The organism is Pantoea sp. CFCC18177 (assembly GCF_059412425.1).
The window spans coordinates 118607-131845 of sequence record NZ_JBNBPL010000001.1; the positions used below are offsets into that span (position 1 = coordinate 118607).

Consider the following 13239-nt stretch of genomic DNA (forward strand, 5'->3'; position numbering starts at 1 on the left):
TTGCGGGGCCTTAAACAACATCAGTTAATAATGTTCAGCGTCACATCAATATTGCCGCGCGTCGCATTGGAATACGGGCAAACGATGTGTGCCGCATCCACCAGCTTCTGCGCCTCTGCTGCGTCCATCGCTGGCAGGTGAATGTTCAGTTTGGCTTCGATACCAAAGCCGGTTGGGATTGGGCCAATACCGACTTCACCTTCAATCCACGCGTCTTTTGGCATGGCGATCTTGTCACGGCCAGCGACAAACTTCATTGCACCAAGGAAACAGGCTGAATAACCCGCCGCAAACAGCTGCTCTGGGTTGGTCACTTCGCCGTCTGCACCGCCCATCTCTTTTGGCACACCCAGCTTCACATCCAGCACGTTATCAGAGGATGTCGCACGTCCATCACGACCACCGGTAGCTTTGGCTTTTGCGGTATAAACAACTTTATCTAAAGACATGATAACCTCACTATTCGCTATATAATCGCGCACGACTTATCAATGCGCAGCTTTTACCTTGATATCCAGAATGCCGCCACAGCGGCATCCACCCTTTTTATCTGGCGCGATTCAGATTATCGCGCAAATCATCCAGCTGGTTTTTCAGTGCCGTCATGGCTTCATTATCACAGGCTGTGGCGCACTGTACCGCTTCGGGAATGGTTTGCGCTTTCTCACGCAGCGCACGACCTTCATCGGTTAACGTCACCACCACCTGACGCTCATCCTGGCGCGAACGCTGACGGCGCAATAATCCGGCGGCCTCCAGACGTTTCAGCAACGGCGTCAGCGTGGCGGAATCGAGGAACAGCTGCTCGCCAATCTCCGATACTGTCACGTCATCTTGATTCCACAACACCAACATCACCAAATATTGCGGATAGGTAATCTCCAGCCCGGCCAACAGTTGACGGTAGACTTTATGCATCGCGAGATTCGCCGAATACAGGGCGAAACAGAGGTGTTGATCAACCTGGAGTGGCATCTGCTTCACTTTTTTGTCATCTTGTTTACTGTTCATGCGATTCAATATAGATAGCGCGCTAGACAATTGCAAGCAACTTTATTCCGGAGCGTGAAAGATGCGTGATTCACTGGAAGAGCAAGCGCGCCGTTATGCCACGCAAGCACATGCTGCTGCGGGACAGCGTCGCAAATACACCGATGAACCCTATATTGTGCATCCAGCCGCAGTAGTCCAACTGGTGCGTAGCGTCACCGATGATGAACAGATGATTGCCGCCGCCTGGCTGCATGACACGGTAGAAGACACCCCCAGCACCTTACAGGACATCGAAAGTCACTTTGGCCCGCGCGTGGCAAAGCTGGTCGATATGCTGACAGACAGCGCCCAACCCAGTGCGAAAAATCGTGCCGCTCGTAAACTGGCGCACTTTCGTCATACCGCCGAAGCCTCACCCGACGCGCAAACCATCAAGCTGGCGGACATCATTGATAACACCCGCGCCATCGTGCAGTTTGATCCCCACTTTGCCCGCATCTATCTGGTGGAAAAACAGATTCAAATTCAGCTATTAAATGAAGGCGATAAACAACTGTGGAAGCAGGCCGAGCAGATTATTCAGCACGGAATCGGCCAACTGGCGCAACCTCCACACAGCGTGCCGGAGAGTTGGTTTGTGAAACAGGCGGCGAAATACGGTGGATTGAGCTAAAAAAAACCCGCCGTGCAGGCGGGTCAGAGAACCGATAATCGATCTTAATCCAGCAGTTGTCGCCCCAGATACGGGTTTGCTTGCAACAACTTCATCAATTTACGTGCCGTAGCGGATGGGCGCGTACGTTGCGCCTCCCAGCTTTTTACTGACGAAACGCTCACCCCCATCACGCGGGCGAACTCATCCACCTGCATGCCGGTCATTTCGCGTAAACGCTGTGGCTCGGGAACTGATACTTCATTGAGGGAGATTTCTGATACGGCGTGCTGCGCGTCACGTGTCAAAACAATCTGCTCAAGGCTACTAAGCAACTCGACCATTGGATCTTTTATTTCCATAGAGAACTCCTTAAAACTCACTATGAAGCACGTGAAAGTAGAGAGGTAAGCGCCAGTTGGCGCTGAAACCGACGTGTTGCACACTGCGAAAGATGTCAAAACGATGCAACAAATAGCCGGGACTCTTAGTATGGGTCAGATCCCCGGCTTTGCTGCCTGATTGCTGATTATTTTTTATTCTTACTTATGTCACAGCGGGATCGATCACCATAAGTAACTGACCCGCCTGCACTTGCTGCCCGGCCTGGCGATACAGCGTATGGATTTTTCCACTCACCGGCGCCACGATCGGGATTTCCATCTTCATCGATTCGAGAATGCCTACCGTGGCTCCCGCTTTAATGTCACTGCCTTCGTCAACCAACCATTGCCACACGCTACCCGCCACCTGGCTCTCTACCGGGCGACAACCCGCAGGCACCGCGATCTCTTCTGAACTCTGTTCCTGCAACTGACTGTCAAACGTAAACTGACCTTCCGCACGCCAGCGCGCCAGTTCGCTGTCGAATGCCTGCTGGCGCTGCTGCTGGAAGTGCTCAATCTCAGCGGCCTGTTCCGTCAGCATCGACTGATAATCTGCGAGGCGGAATTCGCCCTCCTCCACGCGCAGCGGGTAATCCCCCCACGGGAAACGTTCGCGGATCGTCAATAACTCCTCAGCACTGACCGGATAAAATCGGATTTGATCAAAGAAGCGCAGTAACCACGGCTGGGTAAAGGCTGCGGTCTGTCGATCGCGGTTCCACATCTGCATGGTGCGGCCAACAAACTGGTAGCCCCCCGGCCCTTCCATGCCGTACACGCACAGGTATGCACCGCCAATGCCCACCGAGTTTTCCGCTGTCCAGGTACGAGCAGGATTGTACTTGGTGGTGACCAAACGATGGCGCGGATCGAGCGGCGTCGCCACCGGCGCACCGAGATAGACATCGCCCAGCCCCATCACTAAATACGCGGCGCTGAACACAATCTCTTTCACCGCATCAACACTCTCAAGGCCATTGATGCGACGGATAAATTCGATATTACTGGGGCACCAGGGCGCATTGGGGCGCACCGACTGGTCATAACGGGTGATGGCTTCACGGCAAGCGGCATCGTCCCAGCTGAGTGGCAACCACACCGTGCGTGACGGCACGGCCGCATCAGACAAGTCGCCCAGTTGCTGATCAGCGTGCAATATTTGCGCCAACAGCTCACTTCTTGCGCAGGTCTGCGCATCGTAATGCACCTGCAGTGAACGGATGCCGGGGGTTAACTCTTGCTGACCCGCCAGCGGATGCGCTTCCAGCCACTGCATCAGCGCGTGCACGCGAAAACGCAGCGCGATATCCAGCATCAGATCGCCATATTCCACCAGCAGGAATCGGTCGCCCGCTGCACGCACGCTGAGCGACGGACGCCCATTCGATGCCGCATGATGGTGCAACACGGGATCAATCAGGGGCAGTGCAGCATTCACTGTAAGCGGTGCTGATTGCAGTTTGATGATCTCTTCACGTTGCGCCTGCGCCAGACGATCGGCGGTAGTCAGATCGATCGGCAGAAAGCGCACACGATCCCCGGCTTTCAGCTGACCCAGCTTCCACAGATCGGCTTCGACAACCGTGGCCGGGCAAACAAAGCCACCCAGCGAGGGGCCATCGGGGCCGAGGATCACCGGCATGTCACCGGTGAAATCCACGGTGCCGAACGCATAGGCGTTGTCGTGGATGTTGGAGGGATGCATACCCGCTTCGCCACCATCGCTGCGCGCCCAGGTGGGTTTGGGGCCGATCAGACGAATACCGGTGCGGCTGGAGTTGTAGTGCACCTGCCACTCCGCAGCAAAAAATTCCACCATATCCTCATCGGTGAAAAAGGTCGGCGCACCGTGCGGGCCATACACCACCCGCAGCTGCCACTCCCCGTTGAGCGCGGGCACTAATGACGCAGGAAGTGTCGCCTCTGGCAACAGCTTAGGCGAGGCCAGATGCAGTACGTCACCGGCACGCAGTGCGCGTCCCGCGTGTCCACCAAATTTACCCAGCGTAAACGTACTGCGGCTACCGAGGTAATGCGGGGTATCGAGCCCACCCGCCAGTAACAGATAACTGCGGCTGCCCGCACTGACCTCACCGAGCGTCAGGGTTTGCCCCGCTTGCGCACGGATAATCTGGTGCATCGCCAGCGATTGCTGATCCAAATCCGCGGCAATCGGCGCGCCGGTAAGCACAAAGCTGCACGCCTGATTAAAACGCAGGGTCGGGCCATGCAGCGTGATCTCCAGCCCGGCGGCCTGCGCATCATTCCCCAACAGGCGGTTGCCCAGTTGGAATGATCGGCTGTCGAACGGACCGGAAGGTGGCACGCCAACGTGCCAGTAGCCCACGCGCCCCGGCGCATCTTGCACCGTGGTTAAGGTGCCACCGCTGAGAATGTCCAGCGTTGGGGGCTGCCACTGGACGCCGCCCAACGTGGCGGTAATGACACGCCCTTGCTGCACTTCCGGCAGTGCGCAGAGATGGCGCAGCCAGAGCAAATTGGTTTCGATACCGTAAAGCGCAGTTGCATTCAGCGCCTGCGCCAGGCTATTGAGCGCCAGATCGCGATTGGCGGCGTGCACAATCACTTTTGTCAGCATCGGATCGTAGAAGGGCGACACCTCCATACCGCTCTCGACACTGCTGTCGATACGCAGCGTGGCCTGATCGATTTCGGCCGGGAACTGCACATGGCTGAGTAAACCGGCGCTCGGCTGAAACTGCTTAGCAGGATCTTCGGCGTAAAGCCGCACCTGAATGGCGTGGCCGTGCGCCACGGGTTGAAGAGAGGCAAGAGGCGGCAAGGTTTGTTGCGCCAGCTCCACCATCCAGCGCACTAAATCGACGCCGTAGACCATTTCCGTTACGCCATGCTCAACCTGCAAACGGGTATTTACTTCAAGGAACCAGAACTGCTGGCTGGCATCGTCATAGACATACTCTACCGTTCCCGCGCTGCGATAGTTCACCGCACACGCCAGCCGCACCGCCGTGGCCTGTAACTCGGCGCGCACTGCTTCGCTCAATCCCGGTGCCGGCGTTTCCTCCATCACTTTCTGATTACGGCGCTGCGCCGAGCAGTCACGCTCGCCCAAGGCAATCACGTTGCCCGCGCCATCGCCAAAGATCTGCACTTCAATGTGGCGAGCGCGCGCGATAAATTTCTCTAAAAACACGCCATCATCGGCGAAATTATTGCCTGCCAGGCGTTTCACACGGGTAAAAGCCGCTTCCAGCTGTGATGCATCATCACAGCGCTGCATGCCAATACCGCCCCCGCCCGCAGTGCTTTTAAGCATCACCGGGAAACCAATCTCATTGGCCATCACCTGCGCTTCTGCCAGCGAGGTGAGCAGGCCACTGCCCGGCAGCAACGGCACCTGGTTTTCCTGCGCTAATGCACGCGCGCGATGCTTGAGGCCAAATGCCGCCATCTGCTCAGCGCTCGGGCCGAGAAACTGCACGCCAGCCGCGACACAGCGGGTGACAAACTCCGGGTTTTCACTGAGAAATCCGTAACCTGGATGCACCGCCTGCGCGCCACTCTGCGCGGCAATCTCCAGTAGTTTTTCTTGGTTAAGGTAAGTGTCTCGCACCTGCCCATCGCCCAACGACCAGGCTTCGTCCGCCAGACGCACATGGCGGGCATGGCGATCGGCTTCGGCATAAACTGCAATCGCCCGGATATTCATCGCTTGCAGGGTACGGATAATACGCACGGCAATCGCGCCACGGTTGGCAATCAATACGCGATCAATCATGAGTGAACTCTCTTATTACGGCAGGTCGTCCTGCGCGGACCGTGACGGCAAAAAACGGGTCGTCCCGTTGCGTCAAAGGATCACCACACGCTGACTAAAATGGGCGTTGGGTTGTAACCGTTGCAAGGGTTGTTGAGCTGCGGGCAGTTGGAGATCAGCACCAGGATGTTCATCTCCGCCACCATCTCGACATATTTGCCCGGTGCCGAGATGCCGTCGGCAAAGGTCAATCCGCCTTCATTCGTCACCGGCACGTTCATAAAGAAGTTGATGTTGTGGGTGATGTCGCGGCGCGTCAGGCCGAATGCTGGATTCTCTGCCACCGCCAGCATCCAGCTATCGCGACAGGAGTGCATATGCCGTTTTTCCAGATCGTAACGCACGGTATTGCTCTCGCAGGAGCAGGCTCCGCCCAGCGTATCATGGCGACCACAGGTATCGGCGGTGATAGTCAGCATCGGGCGATCGGCATTGGACCGCAGCACGCTACCGGCGCTGAGGAACACATTCTTCTGCCCACGCAGCGTATCGCTCATGCTGTAGCGCTCGGCGGTGTCGTCAGCATTAAAGAACAGGGTATCGGCCGCCTGATTGCCTTCCAGATCGGTAATCCGCAACGTCTGGCCCGCTTCAATGCGCTGTAACCAGTAATCCCCGGCATTGACCTGCTGCTGGAATTGCGCATCGACGAGGTTGAGCACACTTTCATTGATCATCACTCTTCTCCTTGCAGCTGATACAGCGTGTTATTGCGCAGGCCGCGCTGGTTTTCACTGCGTTGCAGGCAGATGTCTGGCAGCGGCGCGCGTTGGGCATCGAGTTCGATCTGCACCGGCTGGCGCGGATAGTCGCTGGCCGTGCTCAATGGATGGGGGCAGGTGTGCAGAATGACTAAAGTGTCCATGGCAAAGCGCAGACGCACGGAGGCACCCGGCGCGCCCTGTTTCTCCAGTTTCAACGTGCCGTTATCATCGGCGCGTACCTGGGCAAACAGGTTGAGGCAGGCCGCCATATCTCGGTGGCCTAAACCGTACTTCGCCAGTTCGGTGAGGAAGCTGTCGTAACCGTTTTGATGACGCAGATTGCGCGCTTCCTGATAGTCACTGACGCCAAAGCGCGCGGCGGTTTGCTGCGCGTTCAGCGTGCCGCACACCGTTTCGTGCCAGCCAAAACTGTCTTGTTCGATGCCGCAAAAAATGCGCCCCATATCGGAGTAGAGGCAGTGCCCCGCCGTCAGGCGGAAGGTGTGTTGGCACTTCAGCGTGTCGGGCGCGTTGTAGCGCTCCAGCAGATTTTCCGGGTTATAAAACAGCAGGCCCACATTGGCACCGCCTTCGATATCGGTCAGCGTCAGCGCAGTGCCGCTGCGCATCACCAGTGACCAGTGTGAACCCGCCGGTAACAGCGTTTGATAAGCATTCATGCTTCTCTCCTTTAAGCCACCTGCGGCTCAGACGGCAAGCCAGCCGTAGGCTGATCGCGGTCGAGTGGCAGGTCATAAGTGATAGTGGCGCCCCAGGCTTCTGGCGCATGCGGGTCGTGACGCAGTTTGTCGAACACCAGCAGGCGCGAAGCCAGGCTGAAGCCCTCTTTCAGGTCATGGGTAATCATAAAAATGGTCAGGTTGTGCTGTTGCCACAGGCGGGTAATCAGCTGGTGCATCTCGCTGCGAATGCCGGGGTCGAGGGCGCCAAACGGCTCGTCGAGCAACAGAATGCGCGGTTGCTCCATCAGTGCCTGTGCCAGTGCCAGGCGCTGCTGCATGCCGCCAGAGAGTTGGTGCGGATATTTGCTCTGCGCATGTTCCAGCCCCACCTGCGCCAGCATCGCCTGCGCTCGCTGGCGAATCTCCAGCCGTTTCTTCCCCCACACGCGCCCCAGCCAGCGTGCGGTGCTGAACTCTTCCGCCAGCATCACGTTGCCCAGCACCGTCAGATGGGGAAAGACCGAGTAGCGCTGAAACACCACGCCGCGCTGAGCATCCGGTTCGTCCGGAATCGGTTCGCCATCGAGCAGCAGTTGCCCTTTGGTCGGTGATTCGGTGCCGAGCAACATGTTGAGAAAGGTGGTTTTGCCGCAGCCGGATGCACCGACAATGGCCACAAACTCGCCCTCTTCCACGTCGATATTGAGTCGCTCCAGCACCACTTGATCGCCGTAATGCTTTTGCAGATTTTTCAGTTGCAGTAATGGCATCGCTCGCCCCTTGGTTATTTCGCGTGATACCACGGCCAGCAACGACGGCTAATTAGCCGCAGCAGCAGGTCGAGCATAAAGGCCAGTAGGGCAATCCATGCTACGTAAGGCAGGATCACATCCATCGCCAGATAGCGACGCATCAGGAAGATGCGATAGCCCAGCCCTTCGGTGGCCGCAATGGCTTCGGCAGCAATCAGGAACAGCCAGGCGGAGGCCAGCGACAGGCGCACCGCATCAAACAGGCGCGGCATCAGTTGCGGCAGGATCACGCGCCACAACACCTGGGCACTGTGGCCGCCCAGCGTCTGCGCTTTCACCAGCTGTTCACGCGGAATTTTCTGCACCTGTAGCTGCAAATCACGCGCAATCAGCGGGGTGATGCCAATGACAATCAGCACCACCTTTGACACTTCACCTAAGCCGAAACAGATAAACAGAATCGGCAGAATCGCCAGCGGTGGCACCAGCGCCACTACCGTCACCAGCGGTGCCAGCACCGCACGCACCACCGGTAATGCCCCGGTGAACAGGCCCAGCGCCAGCGCCAGCAGGGCGCTGATCACTACGCCACTGAGCAGGCGCATCAGACTGGCGGCAGTATCGGTCCACAGCAGGTATTCACCGGTGCGCGGGCTGGGTTCAAACGCCATACGGCTGATGGCCTCGCCCATGGCATTAAATCCCGGCAACAGTTTGTCTGCGGCGTTCAGGCTAAGACGCGCATCCGACGCGAACAGATAGACCAGTAGCAGCGCCAGCAGTGGCAAGATGCCAAGCAGCAGGCGGCCGAGCGGCAGCGGTTGGTAGTTGATCAATTTACGCATCGGCTTCGCCTCGCTTACAGCTGCCCAGCGGCCGCCAGTTTGGTGTATTCATCGGTGAAGCGCAGTTTCAGGTTATTGGCATCCCCCCAGTTACCGGCTGGCGTTTCGACCCCCACCACATCGGCACTCGGTGCGCCTTCACCTAGCAAGCCGTGTTTGAAGGAGAACTCGGCGACCAGTTGCATGGTGGCTTTAAGCTGCGGGCTATCAACAAAATCGAGGGTGGTTTTGGCATCGCTGAACAGGTGTGTTGCCGCCAGTTGCTGATCAAATCCCGCCAGATCGGTGCCTGATGCCTGCGCCATTTGCGTGCGTGCTGCTTTCGCGCTTTCGCTCTGGCCCGACATGGTTTTCAACGTTTCATACCAGGCACCGGTCAGCGCTTTGCCGAGCTGCGGGTACTTTTTCAGGGTTGCGGTGTTCACCACCAGCAAATCGAGGATTTCGCCCGGGATCTGAGCAGAGGAGAAGACTAAGTGACTGTCCGGCTGCTTTTCCGCTTCGGCCAGCAGCGGGTTCCAGGTCACGATGGAGTGCACATCCTGAGTGCCAAACGCGGCCACCAGATCGGCATCAGCGGTATTAACCACTTTGACATCCTTCTCGCTCATGCCGGATTTCTCCAGCGCACGCGCCAGCAGATAGTGGGACACCGAGAGTTCCACCAGATTGATCGGCTTGCCTTTAAGCGAGGCGATATTGCCTTTGCCTTTCAACAGGATGCCGTCATTGCCGTTGGAGTAGTCGCCGACTATCAGCGCGGTGCTGTCCACGCCACCGGTGGCCGGAATGGTCAGCGCATCCATGTTGGTCATGGTGCAGCCGTCAAAACCACCGGCGGTGTACTGGTTCACCGATTCGATGTAGTCGTTAACCTGAACAAACTGGATATCAATGCCGTATTTATCGGCCCATTTTTTAACGATGCCGCTTTGTTGGGCAAAGTCCCATGGCATCCATCCTGCGTAAATGGACCAGCAAATCTTGAAGGAGGGTTTATCGGCGGCCAGCGTGTTGACGCTGAACAGCACGGCAGTGCAAAGCAACAGCAGGCGAAGGCAGGCTTTGATCATGAGGATTCCTCTGACGTTAACGGGCTGAAATAAAGCAGGAGGCGGCGAGCAACGATCTCGCTTTCCTCCCGGGCTTTTATCCCGCCGTGTAACCGTCAGAGGACGGTCGGTCACTCTCGGACCAGCATCTTTCGATCGGAACCCTAGTGACCCATTGCAAATTGTCTGGCGACGTCGGTTGCCCGCTATCGCTCCTGCATCTGATTAATGACATTCAAAAAAAGTGCCAATATTTATCTCATTGAAAAACAAAAAAATTATCAAATGCACCGCCGGATGATGACCGATCACTGCACAGCCATGCAGCAGCTGCGCACCAACATGTCGCAAGCTGCACTTGCCTGAATTTGATACAGCTCGCAATTTCTCACTGGCACTAAAAAAACTTTTACTGACTGTTCAAAGGGTTATTCCTTTCTTCGCACCGCCACAACCGAACCAATCCAACATTGGTTCACTTCTTGCCTAAGCTGAGAAAGCCCATTGCTCAGCGTTTCATCAATAAAACTGCTGGATAAGCCGGAATACCGATCTTTTTCTGATGTTTAAACAGGCGAACCAATCATGAATCATTCGTCAGAGAGCGCCCGAAATTCCAGTTCTGCCCTGGAGCAATTGCGTCAACTGATCCAGCAACACGAGCAACAACCGGATCGCGCCCTGCCAACGGAACGTGAATTGGCGGAACGCTTTAACGTCGGTCGTCGCGAAATCCGCCGTGCGCTGGATGTGCTGGAAGAAGAAGGACGTATCTGGCGTAAACAGGGTAAAGGCACCTTTGTGGGCCCGGCAGCGCCAGTACAACCTCTGGCGCTGCACGATCTGCCACAGCAGTCCAATCTGCTGGAAGTGATGGAAGCGCGTTTGCAGCTGGAGCCGGGCCTGGCAAGGCTTGCCGCCCTGCGCGCCAGCAAAGAGCAAATTGCCCTGATGCAGCGTCTGCTGGAGCGCATGCACGGTATCACTGCGCCAGAAGATGGCGATCAGCACGAACTGTGGGACAGCGCCTTTCATCGCGCCATCGCGGAAGCGGCGGGTAACCGCCTGATGCTGGGTCTGTTTGATGCGGTGGATGCCGTGCGCCGCGACCCCGGCTGGCAACATTTGCGCGTGCAGGCACGCACTCCGGCCCGTCTCGATACCTACGACAGCCATCATCAGCGCCTGGTCAATCACATTGCGCAGCGCCAGCCGCACGAAGCCGCCGCCGCGATGCGTGAGCATTTGCTGGCACTACAACAGGCGCTGCTGGAAGCGCTCTACTCTCACCAAGAGGAGTCGCCATGAGCGGTCACCCGGTTTTAGCGGTACGCAATCTGCGCGTCAAATTTCGCGGTTCTCCCGTCACGGTGCTGGATGATATTTCCCTGACGCTGCATGCCGGGGAAACCCTGGCGCTGGTCGGTGAATCCGGCTGCGGCAAGAGCATCACCTCATTAACCTTAATGGGACTACAGCCCAACAGCGCCGAGATTATGCAAGGCGAGATGACCTTTGATGGGCGCGACCTGCGGAATCTCAGCGCCAGCGACTATGCCGATTTGCGAGGCAATCAGCTGGCGATGATTTTCCAGGAGCCGATGACCTCGCTCAATCCCGCCTTTACCCTCGGCGACCAGCTCAGTGAAGCGGTGATGCGCCACCGTAACGTCAACCGCCGCACCGCGTGGGAAGCCGCTCTAAGCATTTTGCAAAAAGTGCAGATCCCCGCACCGGAGATGCGCCTCAAAGCCTATCCACACCAGCTCTCTGGCGGCATGCGTCAACGCGTGATGATCGCCATGGCGCTGATTAACCAGCCGAAACTGCTGATTGCCGACGAACCGACCACCGCGCTGGACGTCACCATTCAGGCGCAGATTCTGGCGCTGCTGAATACTCTAAAGCAGGAAACCGGCACCGCCGTGCTGATGATCACCCATGACCTGGGCGTGGTCGCCGAAGTCGCCCAGCGTGTGGCGGTGATGTACGCCGGACAGGTGGTGGAAAGCGGCAGCGTAGAGGAAATTTTCAACGACCCCCAGCACCCTTACACCATTGGCCTGATGGGATCGATTCCCAGCCTGAGCGGCCGCAGCGGCGCGCTGGCGACCATTCCCGGTCAGGTGCCGCTGCCGGAAAACATGCCGGCAGGTTGCCGATTCGCCAACCGCTGCCCGTTTGCTGAAACGCGCTGCCAGCACAATCGCCCGGCGCTGCGGGCGCTGGCCCCCGATCATCAGGTGGCGTGTTTCCGCGCACCGCTGGAACAGTACGTTGCGCTGGGAGAGATCGCATGAACCCGATTTTAGAGTGCCGTGATTTAAGCAAAACCTTCGCTGGGCCCACCCGCCTGTTTCAACGCAACCGTGGCGTCACGGCGGTGGACCGCGTGTCGTTACAGGTGATGCCGGGCGAAACGTTGGCGATTGTCGGTGAATCCGGCTCCGGTAAATCGACGCTGGGCCGCTTGCTGTTGCGCCTGCTGGCAGCCAGTGCGGGCGAAGTGTTGTATCAGGGCGAAAGCATTACCGATGCCAGCGGTGCGCGCCTGAACCAACTGCGCCGCGAGCTACAAATCATCTTTCAGGACCCTTTCGCCTCACTGAATCCGCGTATGACGGTGCAACAGATTGTCGGCGAACCGCTGTGGCTGCATGAAAAGCTGAGCCGCGAAGATCGTCACGCGCGCGTGGCCGAGTTGCTGCGCACCGTGGGTTTACCCGCCGCCTGGGCTGAGCGCTATCCGCACGAGTTCTCCGGCGGTCAGCGTCAGCGTATCGGCATTGCCCGTGCGCTTGCCTCTCAGCCCAAACTGCTGCTGGGCGATGAGCCGGTTTCGGCGCTGGACGTTTCTGTGCAGGCACAGGTAGTAAACCTGTTGGAGAGCCTGAAACAGCAGTTCGGCCTGACCATGATCATCGTCGCCCACGGTCTGGCGGTGATCCGCCATATGAGCGATCGCGTGGCGGTGATGTACCTCGGGCAGATCGTGGAAGTCGCCAGCGTGGACGAGATTTTTGATGCCCCGCTGCACCCTTACACCCAGGCACTGATCGCCTCTGCCCCGCAGATGCAGCCGGGGGCCAGCCGTCAGATTCCGATGCTGCAGGGCGATCTGCCTAATCCGGCCAATCCACCGTCCGGCTGCCGCTTTCACACCCGCTGCCCTTGGGCCACCTCGGATTGCCGTCAGTTTGAACCGATCAATCAGGTATTGAGCGGTGGACGCCAGATTGCCTGTCATCGCTGGCAGGAGATTAACCGCGATCGCAGCGTCATCACCATCGCACCGCCTTCCGCTGCCTTTTTACGACGCCGCGCGCTGTTTGAGCAGGCCGTCAAACAACAAGCTTAACCCTCTGGAGATTCG

14 protein-coding genes and 1 riboswitch are annotated in these 13239 nt (G+C 57.8%); of the genes, 5 read left to right on the plus strand and 9 right to left on the minus strand.

Translation table 11 applies throughout. From position 1 onward, the window contains the following. Positions 1–20: 20 nt before the first annotated feature. Together ACPUC8_RS00500 and ACPUC8_RS00505 are read right to left on the minus strand one after the other, a co-directional pair. Positions 21–449, minus strand: a complete 429-nt coding sequence (locus tag ACPUC8_RS00500; protein ID WP_494925423.1) for an organic hydroperoxide resistance protein — start codon at positions 447–449, stop codon at positions 21–23. Positions 450–546: 97 nt separating this feature from the next. Further along, positions 547–1011 (minus strand): MarR family winged helix-turn-helix transcriptional regulator, encoded by a 465-nt coding sequence (locus ACPUC8_RS00505; RefSeq protein WP_039335005.1) that lies wholly within the window; start codon positions 1009–1011, stop codon positions 547–549. Between the two features lie 61 nt (positions 1012–1072). On the opposite strand from ACPUC8_RS00505, the gene ACPUC8_RS00510 reads away from it, so the two are divergent. Then, positions 1073–1666: an HD domain-containing protein gene (locus tag ACPUC8_RS00510; RefSeq protein ID WP_494925424.1), complete on the plus strand. Its 594-nt coding sequence runs from the start codon at positions 1073–1075 to the stop codon at positions 1664–1666. Positions 1667–1710: 44 nt separating this feature from the next. Here ACPUC8_RS00510 and ACPUC8_RS00515 read toward each other — a convergent pair whose 3' ends face one another. The 7 genes from ACPUC8_RS00515 to ACPUC8_RS00545 all read right to left on the minus strand — a co-directional run bounded on the left by ACPUC8_RS00515 (position 1711) and on the right by ACPUC8_RS00545 (position 9887). Then, a complete protein-coding gene (locus ACPUC8_RS00515; protein ID WP_058972838.1) occupies positions 1711–2007 on the minus strand; it encodes an HTH-type transcriptional regulator in 297 nt (98 codons plus the stop codon). A gap of 184 nt (positions 2008–2191) precedes the next feature. Further along, positions 2192–5791, minus strand: coding sequence for an urea carboxylase (uca, locus tag ACPUC8_RS00520; RefSeq protein ID WP_494925425.1), 3600 nt, complete (start codon positions 5789–5791; stop codon positions 2192–2194). 80 nt (positions 5792–5871) lie between these two features. After that, positions 5872–6507, minus strand: coding sequence for an urea amidolyase associated protein UAAP2 (locus ACPUC8_RS00525; protein WP_039335013.1), 636 nt, complete (start codon positions 6505–6507; stop codon positions 5872–5874). Beyond that, the gene (locus ACPUC8_RS00530) at positions 6507–7214 is read right to left on the minus strand and encodes an urea amidolyase associated protein UAAP1 (RefSeq protein ID WP_494925426.1); all 708 of its coding nucleotides are present in this window, start codon (positions 7212–7214) and stop codon (positions 6507–6509) included. The genes ACPUC8_RS00525 and ACPUC8_RS00530 overlap by 1 nt, the downstream gene beginning before the upstream one ends. An 11-nt stretch (positions 7215–7225) precedes the next feature. Continuing rightward, positions 7226–7987 (minus strand): ABC transporter ATP-binding protein, encoded by a 762-nt coding sequence (locus ACPUC8_RS00535; protein WP_494925427.1) that lies wholly within the window; start codon positions 7985–7987, stop codon positions 7226–7228. A gap of 14 nt (positions 7988–8001) precedes the next feature. Further along, positions 8002–8814, minus strand: a complete 813-nt coding sequence (locus ACPUC8_RS00540) for an ABC transporter permease (RefSeq protein WP_039335016.1) — start codon at positions 8812–8814, stop codon at positions 8002–8004. 14 nt (positions 8815–8828) lie between these two features. Continuing rightward, positions 8829–9887 carry a putative urea ABC transporter substrate-binding protein gene (locus ACPUC8_RS00545; protein WP_039335017.1) on the minus strand — a complete coding sequence of 353 codons (1059 nt, stop codon included), beginning with the start codon at positions 9885–9887 and terminating at the stop codon, positions 8829–8831. A gap of 63 nt (positions 9888–9950) precedes the next feature. Beyond that, positions 9951–10045: riboswitch (guanidine-I (ykkC/yxkD leader) on the minus strand. 49 nt (positions 10046–10094) lie between these two features. Between ACPUC8_RS00545 and ACPUC8_RS00550 the strand changes: the two genes are divergently transcribed. The 4 genes from ACPUC8_RS00550 (at position 10095) to ACPUC8_RS00565 (ending at position 13224) form a co-directional block, all read left to right on the plus strand. Beyond that, positions 10095–10232: a hypothetical protein gene (locus ACPUC8_RS00550; protein WP_494925428.1), complete on the plus strand. Its 138-nt coding sequence runs from the start codon at positions 10095–10097 to the stop codon at positions 10230–10232. A gap of 219 nt (positions 10233–10451) precedes the next feature. Beyond that, positions 10452–11174, plus strand: a complete 723-nt coding sequence (locus ACPUC8_RS00555; RefSeq protein ID WP_494925429.1) for a FadR/GntR family transcriptional regulator — start codon at positions 10452–10454, stop codon at positions 11172–11174. After that, positions 11171–12166: an ABC transporter ATP-binding protein gene (locus ACPUC8_RS00560; protein WP_039335019.1), complete on the plus strand. Its 996-nt coding sequence runs from the start codon at positions 11171–11173 to the stop codon at positions 12164–12166. Before ACPUC8_RS00555 ends, ACPUC8_RS00560 begins: the two co-directional genes overlap by 4 nt. After that, a complete protein-coding gene (locus tag ACPUC8_RS00565; RefSeq protein WP_039335020.1) occupies positions 12163–13224 on the plus strand; it encodes an ABC transporter ATP-binding protein in 1062 nt (353 codons plus the stop codon). Before ACPUC8_RS00560 ends, ACPUC8_RS00565 begins: the two co-directional genes overlap by 4 nt. Positions 13225–13239: the final 15 nt, after the last annotated feature.

What these genes read in the sequence shown, in the direction of transcription:
- ACPUC8_RS00500 (WP_494925423.1), bottom strand. Translation starts at nt 449, where the DNA reads ATGTCTTTAGATAAAGTTGTTTATACCGCAAAAGCCAAAGCTACCGGT.
- ACPUC8_RS00505 (WP_039335005.1), bottom strand. Translation starts at nt 1,011, where the DNA reads ATGAACAGTAAACAAGATGACAAAAAAGTGAAGCAGATGCCACTCCAG.
- ACPUC8_RS00510 (WP_494925424.1), top strand. Translation starts at nt 1,073, where the DNA reads ATGCGTGATTCACTGGAAGAGCAAGCGCGCCGTTATGCCACGCAAGCA.
- ACPUC8_RS00515 (WP_058972838.1), bottom strand. Translation starts at nt 2,007, where the DNA reads ATGGAAATAAAAGATCCAATGGTCGAGTTGCTTAGTAGCCTTGAGCAG.
- uca (WP_494925425.1), bottom strand. Translation starts at nt 5,791, where the DNA reads ATGATTGATCGCGTATTGATTGCCAACCGTGGCGCGATTGCCGTGCGT.
- ACPUC8_RS00525 (WP_039335013.1), bottom strand. Translation starts at nt 6,507, where the DNA reads ATGATCAATGAAAGTGTGCTCAACCTCGTCGATGCGCAATTCCAGCAG.
- ACPUC8_RS00530 (WP_494925426.1), bottom strand. Translation starts at nt 7,214, where the DNA reads ATGAATGCTTATCAAACGCTGTTACCGGCGGGTTCACACTGGTCACTG.
- ACPUC8_RS00535 (WP_494925427.1), bottom strand. Translation starts at nt 7,987, where the DNA reads ATGCCATTACTGCAACTGAAAAATCTGCAAAAGCATTACGGCGATCAA.
- ACPUC8_RS00540 (WP_039335016.1), bottom strand. Translation starts at nt 8,814, where the DNA reads ATGCGTAAATTGATCAACTACCAACCGCTGCCGCTCGGCCGCCTGCTG.
- ACPUC8_RS00545 (WP_039335017.1), bottom strand. Translation starts at nt 9,887, where the DNA reads ATGATCAAAGCCTGCCTTCGCCTGCTGTTGCTTTGCACTGCCGTGCTG.
- ACPUC8_RS00550 (WP_494925428.1), top strand. Translation starts at nt 10,095, where the DNA reads ATGACATTCAAAAAAAGTGCCAATATTTATCTCATTGAAAAACAAAAA.
- ACPUC8_RS00555 (WP_494925429.1), top strand. Translation starts at nt 10,452, where the DNA reads ATGAATCATTCGTCAGAGAGCGCCCGAAATTCCAGTTCTGCCCTGGAG.
- ACPUC8_RS00560 (WP_039335019.1), top strand. Translation starts at nt 11,171, where the DNA reads ATGAGCGGTCACCCGGTTTTAGCGGTACGCAATCTGCGCGTCAAATTT.
- ACPUC8_RS00565 (WP_039335020.1), top strand. Translation starts at nt 12,163, where the DNA reads ATGAACCCGATTTTAGAGTGCCGTGATTTAAGCAAAACCTTCGCTGGG.